This is a genomic window from Streptomyces sp. NPDC057702 (genome assembly GCF_042799315.1).
Classification (GTDB): Bacteria; Actinomycetota; Actinomycetes; order Streptomycetales; family Streptomycetaceae; genus Streptomyces.
The window spans coordinates 1-16,395 of sequence record NZ_JBHVJC010000023.1 but is presented as its reverse complement, the minus strand read 5'-3'; the positions used below and the strand labels follow the sequence as shown (position 1 = coordinate 16,395).

The window sequence follows — 16,395 nt, the reverse complement described above, 5'->3', positions numbered from 1 at the left end:
TTCCTCCGGCGGGCGCGGGGGGGGGGGGGGGGGGCGGCGGGTGGGGGGGGGCGGGGGGGGGGGGGGGGGGGGGCGCGGGGGGGGGGGGCGGCGGGGCGGTTGACCCCCCGGGTGACCGGCGGGCCAACCGCCACCGCGCCCGGCCGCTGACGTCAGCCGGCGGCCAGGTGGACGAGGCTGGTCACCACCCCGACGGTGGCCAGCGCACAGGTCCCCCAGCCCTTGGCACGCCTGAGGCCGGGTCCGAGAGCACTGCCCCAGGCGAGGAGCAGGGCGACGGCCGCGAGGGGCCACAGCACCCAGGCCAGGACAAGGGGGCCCCGGCCGTCCCCCAGAACCGGTAGACGCCGACGGCGGCGGTTCGGCGCCCGCGATGGCGCCGTGCGCGATCGGGGTGCTAGGTGACGCGCCGCCCGGGCCGGCCGTCTGGCGCGTACCTCGGGGGCGGGGGGCAGGAATGCCGTGCCGGGGGCGGTGGTTGGAGCCGATCATGAAAGCCATCGGTGTGGAGGAGTTCGGCGGGCCCGAGGTGCTGCGGGTGCTGGAGTTGCCCGAGCCGCAGGCGGGGCCCGGCGAGGTGCGGATTCGGGTGCGCGCGGCGGCCGTGAACCCGACGGACGTCATGTTGCGGACCGGGGGCCACGCCGTACGGATGCCGGGCCGTCGGCCGCCGTTCGTGCCCGGCATGGACGCCGCGGGCGTCATCGACCAGCTCGGCCCGGGGGTGGGCGGGCGGCTGGAGCTGGGGCAACGGGTCGTCGCCCTGGTCATGTTCGTCGGCCCGCGTGGTGGGGCGTACGCGGAGTGGGTCGTGGTGCCCGCCGAGTCGGTCGTACCGGCGCCGGCCGGTGTGGACTTCCCCGCCGCGTCCACGCTGCTCATGAACGCCCTGACCGCGCGGCTGGCGCTGGACGCGGTGGCCGTGCCGGCCGGGGGGACGGTGGCCGTGACGGGGGCGGCGGGCGCGGTGGGCGGGTACGCGGTCGAACTGGCCACGGACGACGGGCTGACCGTCATCGCGGACGCCGCCGGGCCGGACGTGGACCGGGTACGCGGCTTCGGTGCTGACCACGTCGTCGAGCGCGGCCCCGATGTCGCCACGCGCGTGCGCGCGCTCGTGCCCGACGGCGTACCCGGCCTCGTGGACGCGTCCGACCAGACCACCGAGGTGGTCCCGGCCGTCGCCGACGGCGGGGCGCTGGCCACGGTGCGCGGCTGGGCCGGGCCGGCCGGCCGCGGCATCGCCGTGCACCCGGTGATGGCGCCGGACGGCATGGCCGACACGGCGAAGCTGGACACCCTGCGCCGCCAGGTCGAGGAGGGCGTGCTGTCGCTGCACGTGGCCGACGTCCTACCCGCCGAGGAAGCCGCCCGAGCACACCGCCTGTTGGAGGCGGGCGGGCTGCGCGGGCGGCTGGTGCTGGACTTCTCCTGACGGTGCCCGTGGGACGGGCTCGCCGCCCCGGCTGGTCGGGGCGGGCCGGCAGGTCCGTCCGACGGGCCAGGCTGCCGCGACGGCGGCCAGGTGAGCCCGACTCCGGCAGAGGCCGTCCGGCCGGCCCGACTCCGGCAGAGGCCGTCCGGCCGGCCCGACTCCGGCGGAGGCCGTCGGGTGGGCCCGGCTCCGGCAGAGGCCGTCCGGCCGGCCCGACCTCGGCGGGGGCCGTCGGGCCGGCTCGACTCCGGCGGGGGCCGTCAGACGGGCCAGGTTCCGACGGCCTTGGTCGGACGGGCCAAGGCTCCGACGGCCAAGGCTCCGACGGCCGTGGTCGGGCAGTCGTGGTCGGGTGGCCGTGGTCAGGTGGCCGTGTTGTGACGCCGGTCGTCAGGCGGGCCAGGCGTTGGCGGCGGTCGTGGCCTTGGCGAAGTCGGCGAAGGTGCGGGGCGGGCGGCCCAGGGCGCGGGGGACGCCGTCGGAGACGTACGCGTCGGTGCCGTTCCGCAGTGGCGCCATCACGTGCGCGAACGCCTCCGCGTCGGCGGGCGACAGGCCCTGGTCGACGAGTTCGGCGACGTATCGCTCGACGGTGAGCGGCACGTACCGGACGGTGCGGCCGGCGGCCTCGGAGATCGTGGCGGCGACCTCGGCGAGCGTGAGGGCGGCGGGGCCGGAGAGTTCGTAGGTCCGGCCCGCGTGCCCGTCCTCGGTCAGCGCGGCGACCACGACCGCCGCGATGTCCTCGGCGTCGACGAAGCTGGCGGCGCCCTCGCCGGCGGGCAGCCGGAGTTCACCGGCGCGCACGCCGTCGGCGAAGAAGCCCTCGCTGAAGTTCTGCGCGAACCAGCCCGGCCGGCTGATCGTCCACTCCAGACCGCTCGCGCGCACGGCGGCCTCGCTGTCGCGGATGCCGTCCAGGACGCCGGCGCTGTCCCGCGCGTAGTCCGGGTCGTCGATGCCACGGCCCGAGGCCAGCACGACGCGTCGCACACCGTGGTGTGCGGCGCGCTCGACGAAGGGGCGGACCAGCTTCGTGCCGTCCACCTGCACGACGTACACGGACCGCACGCCCGCCAACGCGGCGTCCCAGGTGGCGCGGTCGCTCCAGTCGAAGGGGTGCTCGCCGGCGCGGGAGGCGGCGCGTACCGGCAGGCCACGGGCGCGTAGCCGACTGACGACGCGACGGCCGGACTTGCCGGTCGCGCCGGTGACGAGAATGGGCTGTTGTGCGTTCATGGCCCCAGTCAAGCCGCACGCGATGAGACGTTCCATGGCCTGGAAGCTCTGCCCGATGTCTTGGCGTCTACGGCCCGCCCTACACTGCGGACATGGACGCGGTATCGGAACTGCTCGCCGAGGTGCGGGCACGGGGGGCCGTCTTCCGACAGACGATCATGCGCCCGCCGTGGGCCCTGCGGATGGCCAGCGGCGCCCCGTTGACGCTGGCGATGATGGCCCGCGGCCGGGCCTGGGTCGTGCCCGAGGCGGGCGACCCGGTGGCCATCGGCGTCGGTGACATCGCGGTCGTCCGCGGCGACGCGCCGTACACCGTGGCCGACGACCCGACGAGCGTCCCCGCGCTGGTGGTGACCAGCGCGGACTACTGCCCCGGCGCGACGGGCGTCGAGCCCCCGACCGGCCCGGGCCGGCTGTGCGCCGCGCCGGCTGACGGGGAGAGCGAGCGCGGCTCGGATGGCGGGGGGAGCGTGCGCGGTTCGGGTAGTGGGGAGAGCGTGCGTGGTTCGGATGGCGGTCGCGCGGGTGACGGCCAGCGGGTGGGTGGGGCGACTGGCGCGCCGGCTGGTGGGGTGACTGGTGGGGTGACTGGTGGGGTGGCTGGCGCGCCGGTCGGTGGCGGTGGGGTGGGGGGCGTGGCTCCCGTGCTGGTGAGTGGGGCTTTCGAGCGGCGCGGGGAGTTGAGTGAGCGGCTGGTACGGGCGCTGCCGCCGGTACTGGTGGTGCCGGCCGCCGACGGGCCGTACCCGTCGGTGGCGGCGGTGGCCGAGGAGATCGCGCGCGACCGGCCGGGCCAACAACTGGTGCTGGACCGGATGTTGGACCTGCTGCTGGTGTCCGCGCTGCGGAGCTGGTTCGAGGACCCGGGCGCCGACGCGCCCGCCTGGTGCCGCGCCCTGGACGACCCGCTCGTGGGCACCGCGCTACGGCTGCTGCACGACACGCCCGCCCACCCGTGGACGGTCGCGGACCTCGCCACCCGGGCCGGCTCCTCCCGCGCGGCCCTGGCCCGCCGCTTCACCGCGCTGGTCGGCGAACCACCGATGACCTACCTCGCGAGCTGGCGCGTGGCCCTCGCCGCCGACCTGCTGCGCCAGACCGACCAGACGGTGAACGCGATCGCCCGCCGGGTCGGCTACGCCAACGCCTTCGCGCTCAGCGTGGCGTTCAAGCGCCTACGCGGCACCCGCCCGAGCGAGTACCGCGAGGCGGGCGCGGACGGCACCGGATGGCGGGCCGAGGCCGCACAGGGGTGAGGCCCCGCCCGTACGGCGGGGTGCGACGCCTGCGGCGCGTCCGGGCGGCTTGGGGCAAGGGCCCGTCCGGGGATGCCGGGACCAGGGCCCGCCCGGGAGTGCCGGGACAAGGGCCCGCCCGCGCGGCGACGTGACCCCCTGCGGCGCGTACGGAGGGTGCGGGCCGGGGTGGGGCCGCCGCGGGGCGCGGGCGGGATGCTCGGCGGTGTGCTGCGGGTGGGGCGGAGGCTGGTGAGGTGAGAGGCGGGGGTGTGCGACTCCGACTCGCACGCTCCGAGGGGAGTCGGACGACTGGCGCTACCAGCTGGCGCGCCCCAGCAAGCGCGCCTGCTCACTCTTGAGTCGGGCGAACCGGTCACGAACGTACCGACGCAGTTCGCGGCCGGGGAACGGTATGAGAGAGAGGTGCTCCGTGTAGTCACCCTGAGCCCAGCGCGCGACCGTGATCTCGTAGCCCGAGACGTGGGCGCAGAGTTGGAGCAGGGCCTCGGGCATCTCCTCCTCGATGAGCAGATCGGCCTGGGAGACCACCACGTCGCGCATGGCCTGGATATTGGGCACGAAGACGGTGGAGGCCCAGGTGCGCCACTGCGCCAGCTCCTGCGCGGTGGGTGGTACGTCGTGGTTGAACGGGTCGCGACCGTCAGCGCGCGCGAACCTCTCCGCGAAGGTGTCGTAGACACGGCCGTTGGCTTCCATCAGGGCGAACAGCGGCCCGTAGAAGTTGCTCAACTGCTCATTGACGCGGGTGAGCCGGGCCTGTCGCTGTGTGAGGCGCAGCCCGTTCAGGTAGGTCGCCAGGTAGCCGATGAACGCCACCACGACGGTCACGATCGCTGTAGCCATAACAGGCGATCCTAGGCGCCCGTTCAGCTGCTACGGGCAGGTCGCGCGTTACGAAGAGGCCGGCGGAATCGCCGTCGGCGGGCTATGACGCACGCCGTACGGAGCGACGACACGGCGTGGCGCGCTCCCGTCGGCCCCGAGCGGGCCACGGCTACGGGTGCACCGCCGGTTCGCGGAGGGCGGTGGGGTTCTCACGTGGGGCGGCACCGCCCGACGGTGTCGCGGTGAACGGTCGGGGCGGTCGGGGCGGTCGGGGCGGTCGGGGCGGTCGGGGCGGTCGGGGCGGTCGGGGCGGTCGGGGCGGTCGGGGCACGATGCCCGATCGGAGCCGAGCGGTGGCGCTGTCTGCGGGGCCCGTGGCCCGGCTCGGACGGACGAGGGGGAAGCCACCGGCGCCGGGCGCGCGGTGACGGCCGGCTGTCGTGCCCGCGCCGTCAGAGGCGAGTGGTCGGCGGGGTACGCGGCGCGGTGTGTTCCGGCAGGCACGGCTCGCCGTCGGGTTGACGGTACGCGCGGTGGGGGCCGTTCCGTTGGCCAGGGCCTGCCCGCGCGCCGTGCGTGGCGGCGGATCGTCGTCGACCGCGCCACGCCACGGCGCAGGCGGGCGACGTACGCCGCTCCCCCCTCCACCCATCGCGGCCCCCGCCGCGCACGGCGAACGTTCCTCCTCGGCCGCTCCCCGCCGTCGAGCCCATGCCGTCCGTGGCGCGCACGCCCCGGTCGGGCGGCCTCGGTGGCCCGCCGTCGTACGCGACAGGGCTCGCCCCCGCCGGCCCCCGCCCGCCACCTCCCGAGCGGTCCCCGCCCGCGCGCGGGCGCGGGCGGGGGCCAGGCGGGGTGTGGGTCGTGGGGCGGGGGGCCGATAACGAGGTTGGCCCGATGGCGGGGATCGGACCCGGTGACGAGGCCCGGTGACGGGTCGAGTTCAGTAGCGGGGCGGGGGCGGCGACGGGGCGGGTGGGTGGTTCAGTGGCGGGGTGCCGGGGCCGGGGCCGGGCGGGAGACGTCCGGGGTGCTCGGCCTGGGGGCGACGGGGGCCGGCTTCGCGGCGGGCGGGGCCGGGCGCACGGTCGGCGGGACCGGAGCCGGGGCGGGCTTCGCGGTCGGCGGCACGGGGGCCGGCACGGGCCTGGTGGTCGGCGGGACCGGCGCGGGGGCCGGCTTGCCGGGGTGGGCGCTCTGCGGGGGCACGGGGGCCGGCGCCGGCTTGCCGGGGCTGACGACCTTCGGCGGCACGGGCTTGGCCGGCTTGCCGGGCTTGGCCGGTACGGGCTTGCCGGGCTTGGTCGGCTTCGCGGGGGCCGGCTTGCCGGGCTTGGCCGGCTTCGCGGGGGTGGGCTTGCCGGGCTTGGCCGGGGCCGGCTTGGCCTCCTTGGCCGGTGTGGTCGGCGCCCCGTGGGCGGCGCCCGGGCCGGAGACGGCGTTGGCGACGGTGGCCCAGCCTCCGACGGCCAGGACACCGCTGGCGGCGACGCCGAGGATGAGACGGCGCGTACGGCTGGCGGTCAAACGCTTCGACACGGTTGCTCCTTGCGGATCGAGGTGGCCGGTTGCCCGGCCGGGACGAGGGCCGGGCGCCCGCCTGGCGGGCCGCGGTACCGCCCGGCGGGGGCGTTGGCCCTCGTGTCAGTGGAGTACGCGGCCACGCGGCGGCGGGTTGCACGCGGGGCGCGGGAATCTTTCTCGGCCCGACGTGCAACCCCCGGGGTCCCCGTCCCGTACGTAGAAGAGGACGGGCGGGGCGTGTGGGGAGGTCGGGCGGGTGCGGGAGGCGGTGCGGGAGCGGGAGTTCCGCGAGTTCGCGGAGGCGCGGCAGGCCCAGTTGCGGCGTAACGCGTACCTGCTCTGCGGGGACTGGCACCTGGCCCAGGACCTGACCCAGACCACGTTGATGAAGCTGTACGCCGCCTGGGGCCGGGTGCGTCGGGACGGCAACGTGGACGCGTACGCGCGCACCATCCTCACCCGTACCTTCATCGACCAGCACCGCAGGGGCCGCTGGCGCGAGGAGACGGTGGAGGACGTACCGGAGGTGCCCGAGGCGGAACCGGAGGGGCCGGAGTTGCGGATGGTGATGCGGTCCGCCTTGCTGGAGCTTCCGCCGCGCTACCGGGCAGTGCTCGTCCTGCGCTTCTGGGAGGACTGGAGCGTGGAGCAGACGGCGGCGGCGCTGCGGGTGTCCCCCGGTACGGTCAAGAGCCAGAGCGCGCGGGGGCTCAAGCGGTTGCGAGCACTGGTCGAGGGCCTGGCGGACGAGGTGAGCGGGCGGTGAACCGGGACATGGACGAGCACGAGGGCGCCGAACTGCGCTTCGCCTTCACCGAGATCCTCGACTCCACGCAGGAACCCCCGCTGCCGAACCTGGCCGACGCGGCCGTGTCCGGCGGGCGGCGGCTGCGCCGCCGGCGCGTCGCGGCGGCGGCGGCCGGCGTCGCCACGGTCGCGGCGCTCACCGTGGCCGCCGTCATCGCGCTGCCCGGCGCCGGGCCCACCCGCGAACAGCAGCCGCTGGCGCCGACGGGCCCCCCGCGCCCCACGCCCACCGCGCCGACGCCCGACCCCCCGGGGCCCACCGCCACACCGCACCCCGACCCGATGCCCCCGACGGGCGTACCCACGGCGCCGACCACCGGCGCGCCCCCCACGCCCACACCACCCCCGCCCAGGGCGGGCGGCCCGGCCGCCGGCGCCCCCTCCGCGCGCCCCGGCGCCGTCACCCCGCCGGATCCGGCGGCCCGCCCCGACGTCCCCGTCCCGTCCGACCCCACCAGACCCACGCCCCCACAGGCACCCCCGCCCACCCCCGGCCCCTGAGACCCGCACACCGCCCAGCCGCCCCGGGTCGTGGCCCGGACGCGAGCCGGCGCCCACGCCTGGACGACAGCCCGTTCGAAGCACCACCGGCCGGCGACACGGTCGTTGCCGCGTCCACGGCTCCACCACGGGGACGGGGAGCCGGGGTCACCCGTCGCGGACGGACGACGAGCACGTCGCGCCACTCGGCCAGCGAACCGCCTGTCATGCGAGCGGCCGACGGGACCCGCCGGCCGAGGTGGCCCGCCGGCCGAGGTGGCGGCGGCCGGGCCCGTCGCGAGGTGCGCGGCACCGTCCGCGCGGAGCGCGCGGCGCCGCGCGTGAACGGGGCGTTGACGCCCGCCAAGCCTGGCATGACCATGTAAGGAATCGGGCACGGCCCGGCCGCCCGATGCCGCCCGGCCACCCGCTACCGCCCGTCCGCGCACCACCCGCCCCACCCCGGCGGGGCCGGCCAACCCCGGCCAACCCCGTACCGGCCCAAGTCGCCCCGCACCGGCCACCCCAGCCCCACCTCCGCCAGCACACCCCGCCCGCCCCACCCGCACCGCCTCACCCCCTCGCCGCCGCCCCGTCGGGAGGACACCCCGTGGCGCACACCGAACCCGCCGCGCGGCACGCTGTGGTGCGCGCGGCCCGGCGCCAGTTGGCCGACGGTGGCAGCTTCGTGCTGTACGGGTCGCGCGGCGCCGGGAAGTCGTACGTGCTGCGCGGTCTCGTCGAGGGCGCGCGCGACCACGCGGGGAGCGTGTTGTGGTGCGAACCGGGCGCTGCCGAGCACCCGTTGGCGTACGCCACGCTCGCCGACCTCCTGGACCCGTTGCCCGACGAGGCGCTGTCCGCGCTGCCGCCGCCGCAACGGTCCGCGCTGCGCGCCGTGTTGCGCCGGGAGGTGTCGGCGCCCGAGGGGCCCGACCCGATGGGCGTCCGGCTGGGCCTGCTGGCGCTGGTGCGGGGGCTGGCCGCGCGCGGGCCGGTGCTGCTCGCGGTGGACGGGGCGCACTGCGTGGACGAGCCGAGCGCGCAGACGCTGGCGTACGCGGCGCGGCGGCTGGGGCCTTCGCGGGTGCGCGCCGTGGTCACCGAGACCGTGCCGGCCGGCGGCGGGCCCTCGCGGGGGCTCGCGCTGTGTCCGGGCGACGTGCTGGCCCGCGAACTGCCCGCGCCCACGGCGCCCGAACTACGCGAGGTGCTCGACCGGTACGCGACCAGGGAGCTGCCGTACTGGCTGGTCAGACGCGTACACGAGGCGTGTGACGGCGATCTGCTGGACGCGTTGGAGATCGTACGGCTCCTCGACCGGCTGCCTGAACCGCCCACCCGGGACCAGCCGTTGCCGATACCGGAACGCATCGGCGCGGGGGTCGCGGAGCGGCTCGCGCGGGTGGAGCCGGCCGGGCGGGCGCTGGTCCTGCTGACGGCGGCGGCCGGGCGGGGCTCGGTGGACCTGGAGCTGCTGCGTGCCGCGACCCACACACCCGCCACCCCACCGACACCGGCCGGCCCTCACCCCTTGGCGCTCCCACCCACACCCGCCGACGACGGCCCCCCGGACGTCGACCCACCCGACCACACCCGCGCCGTCACCCCGCGCGCGGACGGCGCGCCGACCGACCACGCCCGCCCCGCCCCCGCGCCGCCGGACAGCGGCCCGGCAGCCGTCACCCGCCCCACCCGCACACCGCCCGACGGCGCCCCGGCGGGCGCCCCCCGGCCACAGGCCACCGGGCCACAAGCCATCGAGCCACAGGCCACCCGGCCACGCGTCGCCCGGCCGGCGGCGCTCCACCCGACCGCTGCCCCGACCGTCACCCCGGCCACCCGCCCGTGCGCCGACCGCCCCGCGAACGCGGCCACGCGCGAGGTGGCCGCCCGCGCCGCGCCCTCTCCCACCCGCCCGGCCGGGCACCCCGGCGGCCAGGGCGAGACGTTGGTCGATCGCGTGGTCGAACAGGGCGTCGCCGTGGGGCTGTTCGTCGTCTCCGACGACGGGGCCACGGTGCGCTTCGCGCATCCGCTGTACGGCGGCGCGCACTACGCCGCCGCGTCCGCCGCCGAACGGCGCGCGGCGCACGCGCGGCTGGCCGCCCTCACGCCGAACCCGGTCGAACACGCCCGGCACCGCGCCCTGGCCGCCCCGGGACCGGCGGAACCGCTGGCCGCCGCGCTGGCCGGCGCGGCCGAGCAGGCGCGGCGGCGCGGGGCACCCGAGGACGCGGCGGCGCTGGCCCGGCTGGCGGCGCTGCGTACCCCGGCCACCCACCCACGGCGGCGCTGCGAACGCCTGTTGAGCGCCGCGACCCACGCGTACGCCGCCGCCGACTACGCGCTGTGCCGCGAACTGGCCGAGGCCGTCACCGCCCGCGCGTGCGACCCGGCGCAGCACGTACGGGCCTGCGTGCTGATCATCAACGCGGCCAACCAGGCGCTGTACGACCTGGACGAGGTGTTCGCCGGCGCGTTCGCGCACGCCGGCGACGACCCCACCGCGCGCGCCCGGCTGCACTACCTGCGCGGCATCAAGGCGCACATCAGCGACGGCGACTCGCCCCTGGCCTGGGCCGAGGCGGCGCGGGCGGCGGTGCTCGCGCGGCGCGGCGGGGACCGTTCGACGGAGTCGCTCGCGCTGTCCCTCCAGGCGTTCGTGGGCACGCTCCAGGGCCGGCCCGACGCGGGCGCGTTGCTGGCCCGCGCGCTGGAGCGACCGCAGGACGCCGGGCCGACGGGCGGGCACAACGGCCCCCGTGCCATCCGGGCCCGACTGGACTTCTTCGCCGACCGGCTGACCGCAGCCGACGCCGAACTCGACCGCCTGTTACGCCGCGCCCGGCGACTGGACGACGCGGAGGAGACCCTGTTCCTGCTGTGCGCCTCCGTCGACGTGGACGTCCGCGCGGGCCGCTGCGGCAAGGCGCTCGGCTCCGCGCACGAGGCCCTGGACCTGGCCCGCGCGCTGGGCGCCATCCTCGGACAGGTCTGCTACTCGGCCGCCGTCGCCGAGGCGGCCGGCGGCGACCTGGAGCGGGCCCAGGCGCTGGCCCGGGAGAGCGTGCGGGTGGCGCGGGAGGAGCGCGACGTGGTGTTCCTGTCGCTGGCCCTGTGCCTGCTCGGCCAGGTCCAACTGCGCTCGCGGGCGCCGGTGGCGGCCGTGGAGTGCCTGAGCCAGGCCCGTACGCTGGCCCGCCGCCGCTCCGTGCGTGACCCGGCGCCCGTGCCCTGGGCGGCGGACCTGGCCGAGGCGCTGGTGGCGGTCGGCGACCACGAGCGGGCGCGGGCGGTGGTCCGTGAGGCACGGCAGGCCGCGGCCCGACTGGACCGGCCCGGGGTGACGCTGTCGCTGCTGCGCGCGGACGCGCTGCTGCGCGCGGAGTCCGCCGACCTGCCGGGCGCGGCGACCCGCCTGCGCGAGGCCGCCGCCGGCCACCAGGGCCTCGGGCTGCCGCTGGAACGGGGCCGGGACCTGCTGGCCCTGGGCGCGGTGGAGCGTCGGCGCCGGCACACCACGGCCGCGCTCGCCGCGTGGCAGGAGGCCGCCGCCGTCTTCCGCGCGGCCGACGCCCGGCCCTGGCTCGACCAGGCCGAGGCCGAGATCCACCGGATCACGCGGGGCCGGGACGCGACACGGGACGCGACGGCGGGCGCCTCCGCGCCGCCCACGCCCGGTACGTGGTGGCCCGGCGCGCACCCGCCGCCCGTGGGCGCGGGCCCGGCCGCGCCGCCCGAGGGCCGGTGGCGCGCGCTGACCCCGGCCGAGCACCGGGTGGCGGAACTGGTCGGGAACGGGGCGACCAACCGGGAGATCGCCGGCCGGCTGTTCCTCTCGGCCAAGACCGTCGAGTCCACCCTGACCCGCGTCTACCGCAAACTCGGCGTCCGCTCCCGCGCCGAACTCATCCACCTCCGCCACGCCCCCGACCACACCCCCCGCCCCATCGGCTGAACCACCCCACGGGGCGCCGAGCGGGGGACGCGCGCCGGGTGGGGGACGCGCGCCAGGTGGGGGACGCGCGCCGAGCGGGCGAGAGGCGCCGGCGCGTCGAGCGTGCGCCACCCACTCGACACGGGGCCCGTCTCGGTCCGAGCCCGCCGGACCGGGGCGTACGCCAGGTCGTCTCACCCGCGAGGCGGTACGCGCCCGGACGGGCCCCCGGGCGGCCCGGGCCCGAGCGAGGTGGAGCCGCGCGGCGCGCGTTGTGAGGTGGGGCCACGCGAGGTGGGCCCGCGCGGCGCGCGCTGTGAGGTGGGCCCACGCGAAGTGGCCCGCGCGGCGCGCCCTGTGAGGTCAGCCCCCGAGAGGTGGCCCGCGCGGCGCGCCCTGTGAGGTCGGTTCACGCGAGGTGGCCCGCGCGAAGTGGGCCCGCGCGGCGCGCCCTGTGAGGTGGGCCCCCGCGAGGTGGCCCGCGCGGCGTGCCCTGTGAGGTCGGCCCCCGCGAGGTGGCCCGCGCGGCGCGCCCCGTGCGGTAGGTCCCCGCGCGGCGCGCCCCGTGCGGTGGGTCCCCGCGAGGCGCGCCCACGCGAAGTAGGCCCGCGAGGCGCGCCTCGTGCGGTGGAAACCCGCGAAGTGGGTCCCCGCGAAGTGGATCCCCGCGAAGTGGATCCCCGCGAAGTGGATCCCCGCGAAGTGGGTCGAAGACGCGCTGGTCACGGGCGTGTTCCGACGTCCGTGGACGCCGCTTCGCGCCGTGCCCGCCCCCCCTGGAGCCCGACGCCGATGTCAGGTGCGAGCGAGGCGGGGCCCGTCGGACGCCCGACCGGTCGGGCCGGCCCCCGAGCGGGCCGGCCCTGGTGAGGCCGCCCCCGTTCAGGTCGCTCCTGGTCGGCCCGGCGCCGGTCGGGCCGGCCCCGGTTTCGGCCCGGCCCCGGGCGGGCCGGCCGCCCTTGGTCAGGTCCTCCCGATCAGGGGCCGGCGCCCCGCTCAGGGTTGGCGGAGGGGCGCGTACGCGGGGTTGGGTCGGCCGTCGGGGAGGACGCGGGGGGCGGTGAAGGCACCGGAGAGGTCGGTGTCCGTGTGGTGGGGGCGGCGAACGGTGTGGCGGGGCAGGGAGAGGCCGTAGTGCTCGCCGAAGAGGCGGTAGACGTCGCTCTCGGCGGGGACGAAGAGCGCGCACTCGTCGGGGTCGTCGGGGAAGTCGGGGTCGGGGACGGCGTCGCCCAGGCCGATCTCGGCGGTCATGCGCGCGGTGAGGGGGTGGTCGAACCTGGCCTGTTCGTGCACCTCGCCGTCGAAGTACGACCAGTCCCACACACCGTCCACCACCACGCTGATCGTCGGCGGGTCCACGCTGGTGTCGGAGACACGCACGTAGGTGCGGCCCTCCCACAGGTGGTTGAGGTGGGACCGGTTGGTCCGGAAGTAGCCCCCACCGGTCTCGAACGCGAAGGCCCAGTCAGCGTGGCCGCCCAGCCGGGCCAGGTCCGGCAGGCGCACCGTGCTGCCGGCCGCCCGGACCAGGGAGTTGAAGGCGGGCGCGGCCATGACCGTGCCGGGCTCCGCGCCCAGCATCACCGCCAGCTCCTCCGGGTCCGCGCCCCGGAGCGCGACCAGTTGGAAGCCGTCCGGGCCGAGCTCCTCGGCGATCCACGCCATGCCGTCGCTCATGGTCTCGCTCTCTCGTCGATCGTCCTCCGCACACCCGCGCCCGCGCTCTCGCCCGCGCTCGTGATTTCCCGCCACTGGTGACGCCTGTCGGCCGTATTGGTCATGACGGGCAAGTTACCGGGCGCCCCCGACACCCCCCGCTGGTCGATGGGTTGCCCCCCACCCCGCCCACGGACGAACCCCGCCACGACCGGGCGTGCCCCTGACGCCGGGTGGGGCCTGCCGCCAGGCATCCCCCGGGCGCGCGCTGGCGTCGGGTGAGTGTCGTGCACCGGCGAACCCCGACCCCGGGTGAGCCCTGTGGCCCTGACGTAACCCCTTCGTCAGGGGAGCCCCGCGACCGGCGAACCCTGCCCCCGGGGGAGCCTGACCCCGAGGGGAGAGCTACGCCGGGCGTGACCCTGACGCCGGGTAGGGCCCGTGGCCGGTGAACCCCGACGTCGGGAGTGTCCTGCCTCATGACCGGGCGTCACTCTGACGTCGGGTGAGCCCCGCCGCGGGGCGTAACCCTGACGCCGGGGGGTTGTCGTCGCGGAGCGTAACCCTGACGTCAGGTGAGTGTCGTGCACCGGCGAACCCCGACCCCGGGTGAGCCCTGTGGCCTGACATAGCCCCTTCGTCGGGGGAGCCCCGCGACCGGCGAACCCTGCCCCCCGGGGGAGCCTGACCCCCGGGGGGGAGACCCACGCCGGGCGTGACCCTGACGCCGGGTAGGGCCCGTGGCCGGTGAACCTCGACGTCGGGAGAGCCCTGCCCCATGACCGGGCACGACGACCCTGACGCCGGGTGAGCCCTGCCGCCAGGCACCCCCGGGCGCGCGCTGGCGTCGGGTGAGGGGGGTACCGGGAAACCCCCCGTATCGGGTCCGGGGGGTTCCGGGTCGTGGGGCGGTGGGCCCAGCCTTGCCACCAGTCGGCGGATGGGGCCACATCCGCCCGGCCATCGGCCACCGGCGCCACCCGCGCCACGGGCCCACTCCCCACGGGAGCGCCACCCGCGCTCCCCGAATCCGCCCCCGCCCCCGATCGCGCGGTCCGGCACCCCACCCGGCCCGCCCCGCTCCGCTACGACCGCCTCGCTCGGACGCGACCGCCCCGCCGCGTCCGGCGGTACGCCACCCCATGGCGTACCGCCGGACGACGCGCCGCCCCACCCCGTGCCACCGCGCGGGCCCACCCACCCGCTCGGGCCCACGCCGTACCGCCGCACCTCCCGTATCGACCCCGCCCCACCCGCGCGTACGGACCGCTCCCCGCCGCGCCCCGTGGTGGCGGGTGCGTGGCCCGCGCGGGCCGACCCCCTCGCGCGGACGTGCCCCACCGCGCGCCCGTCGCCCGGGTGGCGTGCCCCACGGCGTTCGGCCGCGCCCCGGCGCGGCCCGCGCCGCCCGCGTACCTCCCCCGAGACCGCCCGGCACCCCAACCGCCGGGCGAAAAGGAGAACACACGATGCTCTCGCGGAAACACCGCCCACCCACGGGCGCTCCGGCCGCCACGGCGAGCCCGCCCGGCTCCGCCCCGATCAGAGGGCGGCGGCTGACCGTCGCGCTCAGCGGCGTCGCCGCCGTGGCCTGCCTCGCGGCGCCCCTGTCCGGGACGGCCGTCGCCGCCCCGCCGGCCGCCCCGGCGCCCGCCGTCGCGCCGGCCGAGACCGCCCCGCGCGCCGCCGGCGTCTCGACCCAACTGGCCTTCAACGAACTGGTGCAGAGCCAGGACCAGTGGTGCTGGGCTGCCACCGGCCTCTCCATCGCCCGGTACCTGGGGCGCGGCCAGGACACCTCGCAGAACACGTTCTGCGCCTACGCCCGTGGCCTGCCCACCACCTCGCCGTGCCCCAACCGGCCCGGCTACCTCACCGACGTACAGCGCTCGTGGTCCAAGCTCGGCATGAACCCGGGCCGTACGACGGGCACCCTGCCGTTCCAGACGGTGCAGCAGACCGTGGACGCCAACTCGCCCGTCGAGACGGGCATCTACTGGACCTCGGGCGGCGGTCACGCGCAGGTCCTGTACGGGTACGACGCCAGCCGCAAGACGCTGATGTACGCCGACCCGTGGCCCAGCAGCCCCCGCTACGGCGAGATGAACTACACCAGCTACGTCAGCAACTCCCAGTTCCGCTGGGCCGAGTCGCTGTACGGGGAGAAGTGAGCGCCATGACGAACCCGACCCTTCCCCGCCCGTCCCTTCCCCGCCCGGCCCGTTCCCGCCCGACCCGTTCCCGACTGGGCACCCTCGGCGGGGCCTCACTGGCCGCCGGCGTCGGCGCCCTGGTGCTGCTCGCTCCCACGACGGCCGTCGCCGACGACGGCGCGCGCCCCCTGGCGCCGGCCACGGTCTCGGCCACCGACCGGACCGCCGCCGCCCGGACGCTGGCCAGCCAGGACACCACCGAGCGCGTCGGCGCCTTCTTCGTCCGCCTCGCCGAGCGGGAGAAGGCCGCCCAGCGCGACGCCCTGGACGCCCGCGTCACCCGCGAGGAGGCCGCCGCGCAGGCCCCGCGCCTGGTCGGCCCGGCCGTCCCCGTCTACTCGCTCAGCGCCGACTTCGTCCGGGGTACCGGCGCCACCGACCGCCCGGTGGCCGAGTTCGCCTACCTGGCCTCCGAGGCCCGCTCGGCCACCGGCGCGGCGGCCACGGTGTGGACCGTGCGGGACGCGAAGACCCGGCAGTGGACCGTGGCCAACGTGATCTCCGGCACCGACGAGGTCGGCTTCGGCCGGAAGAGCGCGGGCGACCTGGTCTTCACCGAGCCGCAGATCGCCGCCTGGTACGCGCTGGACGGCGACCGGGTGCTGCCGCTCAACGCCTCGGCCCGGGACGCGGTCGGCGCGCGCGGCACCAGCGTGGCCGCGTACCAGACACGCGTGCACGACCGGTACGCCGACAAGCTGCCCGGCTCCGCCTACCAGCGCTCGGGCCAGTTCGGCGGCGACGGGCCGCGTCGGGCCGCGCCGGCGGCCGACGCGCCGCGCGCCACCGCGAACGAGGGCTCGCCCGCGTTCGGCGCCGCCCACGCCACGCTCGCCGCGACCGGCTGCGTCCTGCTCCTCGGCATCGGCACGGCCGTGGTCCGCGTCCGCCGTCGGACCGCGACCGGCTGACCGCCGCCCGGCCCCCGCGACGCACCGGCCGACTCCCCCGCCCCCATCACCAGATCGTGGTCGGCCAGCACCAGGCGCAACGTCCCGGCCAGCACGTACAGCC

Annotated in this window: 12 protein-coding genes; 7 read left to right on the top strand and 5 right to left on the bottom strand. The window is 77.6% G+C overall.

Annotated features, from left to right (window positions below):
• Nucleotides 1-152 precede the first annotated feature (152 nt).
• Nucleotides 153-299 (bottom strand): hypothetical protein, encoded by a 147-nt coding sequence (locus ACFVFR_RS18855; protein WP_383702938.1) that lies wholly within the window; start codon nucleotides 297-299, stop codon nucleotides 153-155.
• A gap of 191 nt (nucleotides 300-490) precedes the next feature.
• On the opposite strand from ACFVFR_RS18855, the gene ACFVFR_RS18850 reads away from it, so the two are divergent.
• Nucleotides 491-1,435 (top strand): zinc-binding alcohol dehydrogenase family protein, encoded by a 945-nt coding sequence (locus tag ACFVFR_RS18850; protein WP_383702936.1) that lies wholly within the window; start codon nucleotides 491-493, stop codon nucleotides 1,433-1,435.
• A gap of 390 nt (nucleotides 1,436-1,825) precedes the next feature.
• Here the strand turns inward: ACFVFR_RS18850 and ACFVFR_RS18845 are convergent, their stop codons facing one another.
• Complete coding sequence (locus tag ACFVFR_RS18845) at nucleotides 1,826-2,674, bottom strand: NAD(P)H-binding protein (RefSeq protein WP_383702934.1); 849 nt, start codon at nucleotides 2,672-2,674, stop codon at nucleotides 1,826-1,828.
• Between the two features lie 92 nt (nucleotides 2,675-2,766).
• On the opposite strand from ACFVFR_RS18845, the gene ACFVFR_RS18840 reads away from it, so the two are divergent.
• Nucleotides 2,767-3,930 carry an AraC family transcriptional regulator gene (locus tag ACFVFR_RS18840; protein WP_383702932.1) on the top strand — a complete coding sequence of 388 codons (1,164 nt, stop codon included), beginning with the start codon at nucleotides 2,767-2,769 and terminating at the stop codon, nucleotides 3,928-3,930.
• Nucleotides 3,931-4,227: 297 nt separating this feature from the next.
• Here ACFVFR_RS18840 and ACFVFR_RS18835 read toward each other — a convergent pair whose 3' ends face one another.
• Together ACFVFR_RS18835 and ACFVFR_RS18830 are read right to left on the bottom strand one after the other, a co-directional pair.
• Nucleotides 4,228-4,776, bottom strand: a complete 549-nt coding sequence (locus tag ACFVFR_RS18835; RefSeq protein WP_383702930.1) for a hypothetical protein — start codon at nucleotides 4,774-4,776, stop codon at nucleotides 4,228-4,230.
• Between the two features lie 966 nt (nucleotides 4,777-5,742).
• The gene (locus ACFVFR_RS18830; RefSeq protein ID WP_383702928.1) at nucleotides 5,743-6,297 is read right to left on the bottom strand and encodes a hypothetical protein; all 555 of its coding nucleotides are present in this window, start codon (nucleotides 6,295-6,297) and stop codon (nucleotides 5,743-5,745) included.
• A 241-nt stretch (nucleotides 6,298-6,538) separates the two neighbouring features.
• On the opposite strand from ACFVFR_RS18830, the gene ACFVFR_RS18825 reads away from it, so the two are divergent.
• From ACFVFR_RS18825 to ACFVFR_RS18815, 3 genes are all read left to right on the top strand, one after another.
• Nucleotides 6,539-7,048, top strand: coding sequence for a SigE family RNA polymerase sigma factor (locus tag ACFVFR_RS18825; RefSeq protein ID WP_383702926.1), 510 nt, complete (start codon nucleotides 6,539-6,541; stop codon nucleotides 7,046-7,048).
• The gene (locus ACFVFR_RS18820) at nucleotides 7,045-7,590 is read left to right on the top strand and encodes a hypothetical protein (protein ID WP_383702924.1); all 546 of its coding nucleotides are present in this window, start codon (nucleotides 7,045-7,047) and stop codon (nucleotides 7,588-7,590) included. The genes ACFVFR_RS18825 and ACFVFR_RS18820 overlap by 4 nt, the downstream gene beginning before the upstream one ends.
• Before the next feature lie 589 nt (nucleotides 7,591-8,179).
• On the top strand, nucleotides 8,180-11,530 hold the full coding sequence (locus ACFVFR_RS18815) for a LuxR C-terminal-related transcriptional regulator (protein ID WP_383702921.1): 3,351 nt from the start codon (nucleotides 8,180-8,182) through the stop codon (nucleotides 11,528-11,530).
• Between the two features lie 975 nt (nucleotides 11,531-12,505).
• Here ACFVFR_RS18815 and ACFVFR_RS18810 read toward each other — a convergent pair.
• Nucleotides 12,506-13,189 (bottom strand): hypothetical protein, encoded by a 684-nt coding sequence (locus ACFVFR_RS18810; RefSeq protein WP_383702919.1) that lies wholly within the window; start codon nucleotides 13,187-13,189, stop codon nucleotides 12,506-12,508.
• A gap of 1,448 nt (nucleotides 13,190-14,637) precedes the next feature.
• Here ACFVFR_RS18810 and ACFVFR_RS18805 point away from each other — a divergent pair.
• Both ACFVFR_RS18805 and ACFVFR_RS18800 read left to right on the top strand, forming a co-directional pair.
• Nucleotides 14,638-15,339, top strand: a complete 702-nt coding sequence (locus tag ACFVFR_RS18805) for a papain-like cysteine protease family protein (RefSeq protein WP_383702917.1) — start codon at nucleotides 14,638-14,640, stop codon at nucleotides 15,337-15,339.
• A gap of 5 nt (nucleotides 15,340-15,344) precedes the next feature.
• Entirely contained in the window at nucleotides 15,345-16,292 is a 948-nt protein-coding gene (locus tag ACFVFR_RS18800) for a hypothetical protein (protein WP_383702916.1), read from the top strand.
• Nucleotides 16,293-16,395: the final 103 nt, after the last annotated feature.

What these genes read in the sequence shown, in the direction of transcription:
- ACFVFR_RS18850 (WP_383702936.1), top strand. Translation starts at nt 491, where the DNA reads ATGAAAGCCATCGGTGTGGAGGAGTTCGGCGGGCCCGAGGTGCTGCGG.
- ACFVFR_RS18845 (WP_383702934.1), bottom strand. Translation starts at nt 2,674, where the DNA reads ATGAACGCACAACAGCCCATTCTCGTCACCGGCGCGACCGGCAAGTCC.
- ACFVFR_RS18840 (WP_383702932.1), top strand. Translation starts at nt 2,767, where the DNA reads ATGGACGCGGTATCGGAACTGCTCGCCGAGGTGCGGGCACGGGGGGCC.
- ACFVFR_RS18835 (WP_383702930.1), bottom strand. Translation starts at nt 4,776, where the DNA reads ATGGCTACAGCGATCGTGACCGTCGTGGTGGCGTTCATCGGCTACCTG.
- ACFVFR_RS18810 (WP_383702919.1), bottom strand. Translation starts at nt 13,189, where the DNA reads ATGAGCGACGGCATGGCGTGGATCGCCGAGGAGCTCGGCCCGGACGGC.
- ACFVFR_RS18805 (WP_383702917.1), top strand. Translation starts at nt 14,638, where the DNA reads ATGCTCTCGCGGAAACACCGCCCACCCACGGGCGCTCCGGCCGCCACG.
- ACFVFR_RS18800 (WP_383702916.1), top strand. Translation starts at nt 15,345, where the DNA reads ATGACGAACCCGACCCTTCCCCGCCCGTCCCTTCCCCGCCCGGCCCGT.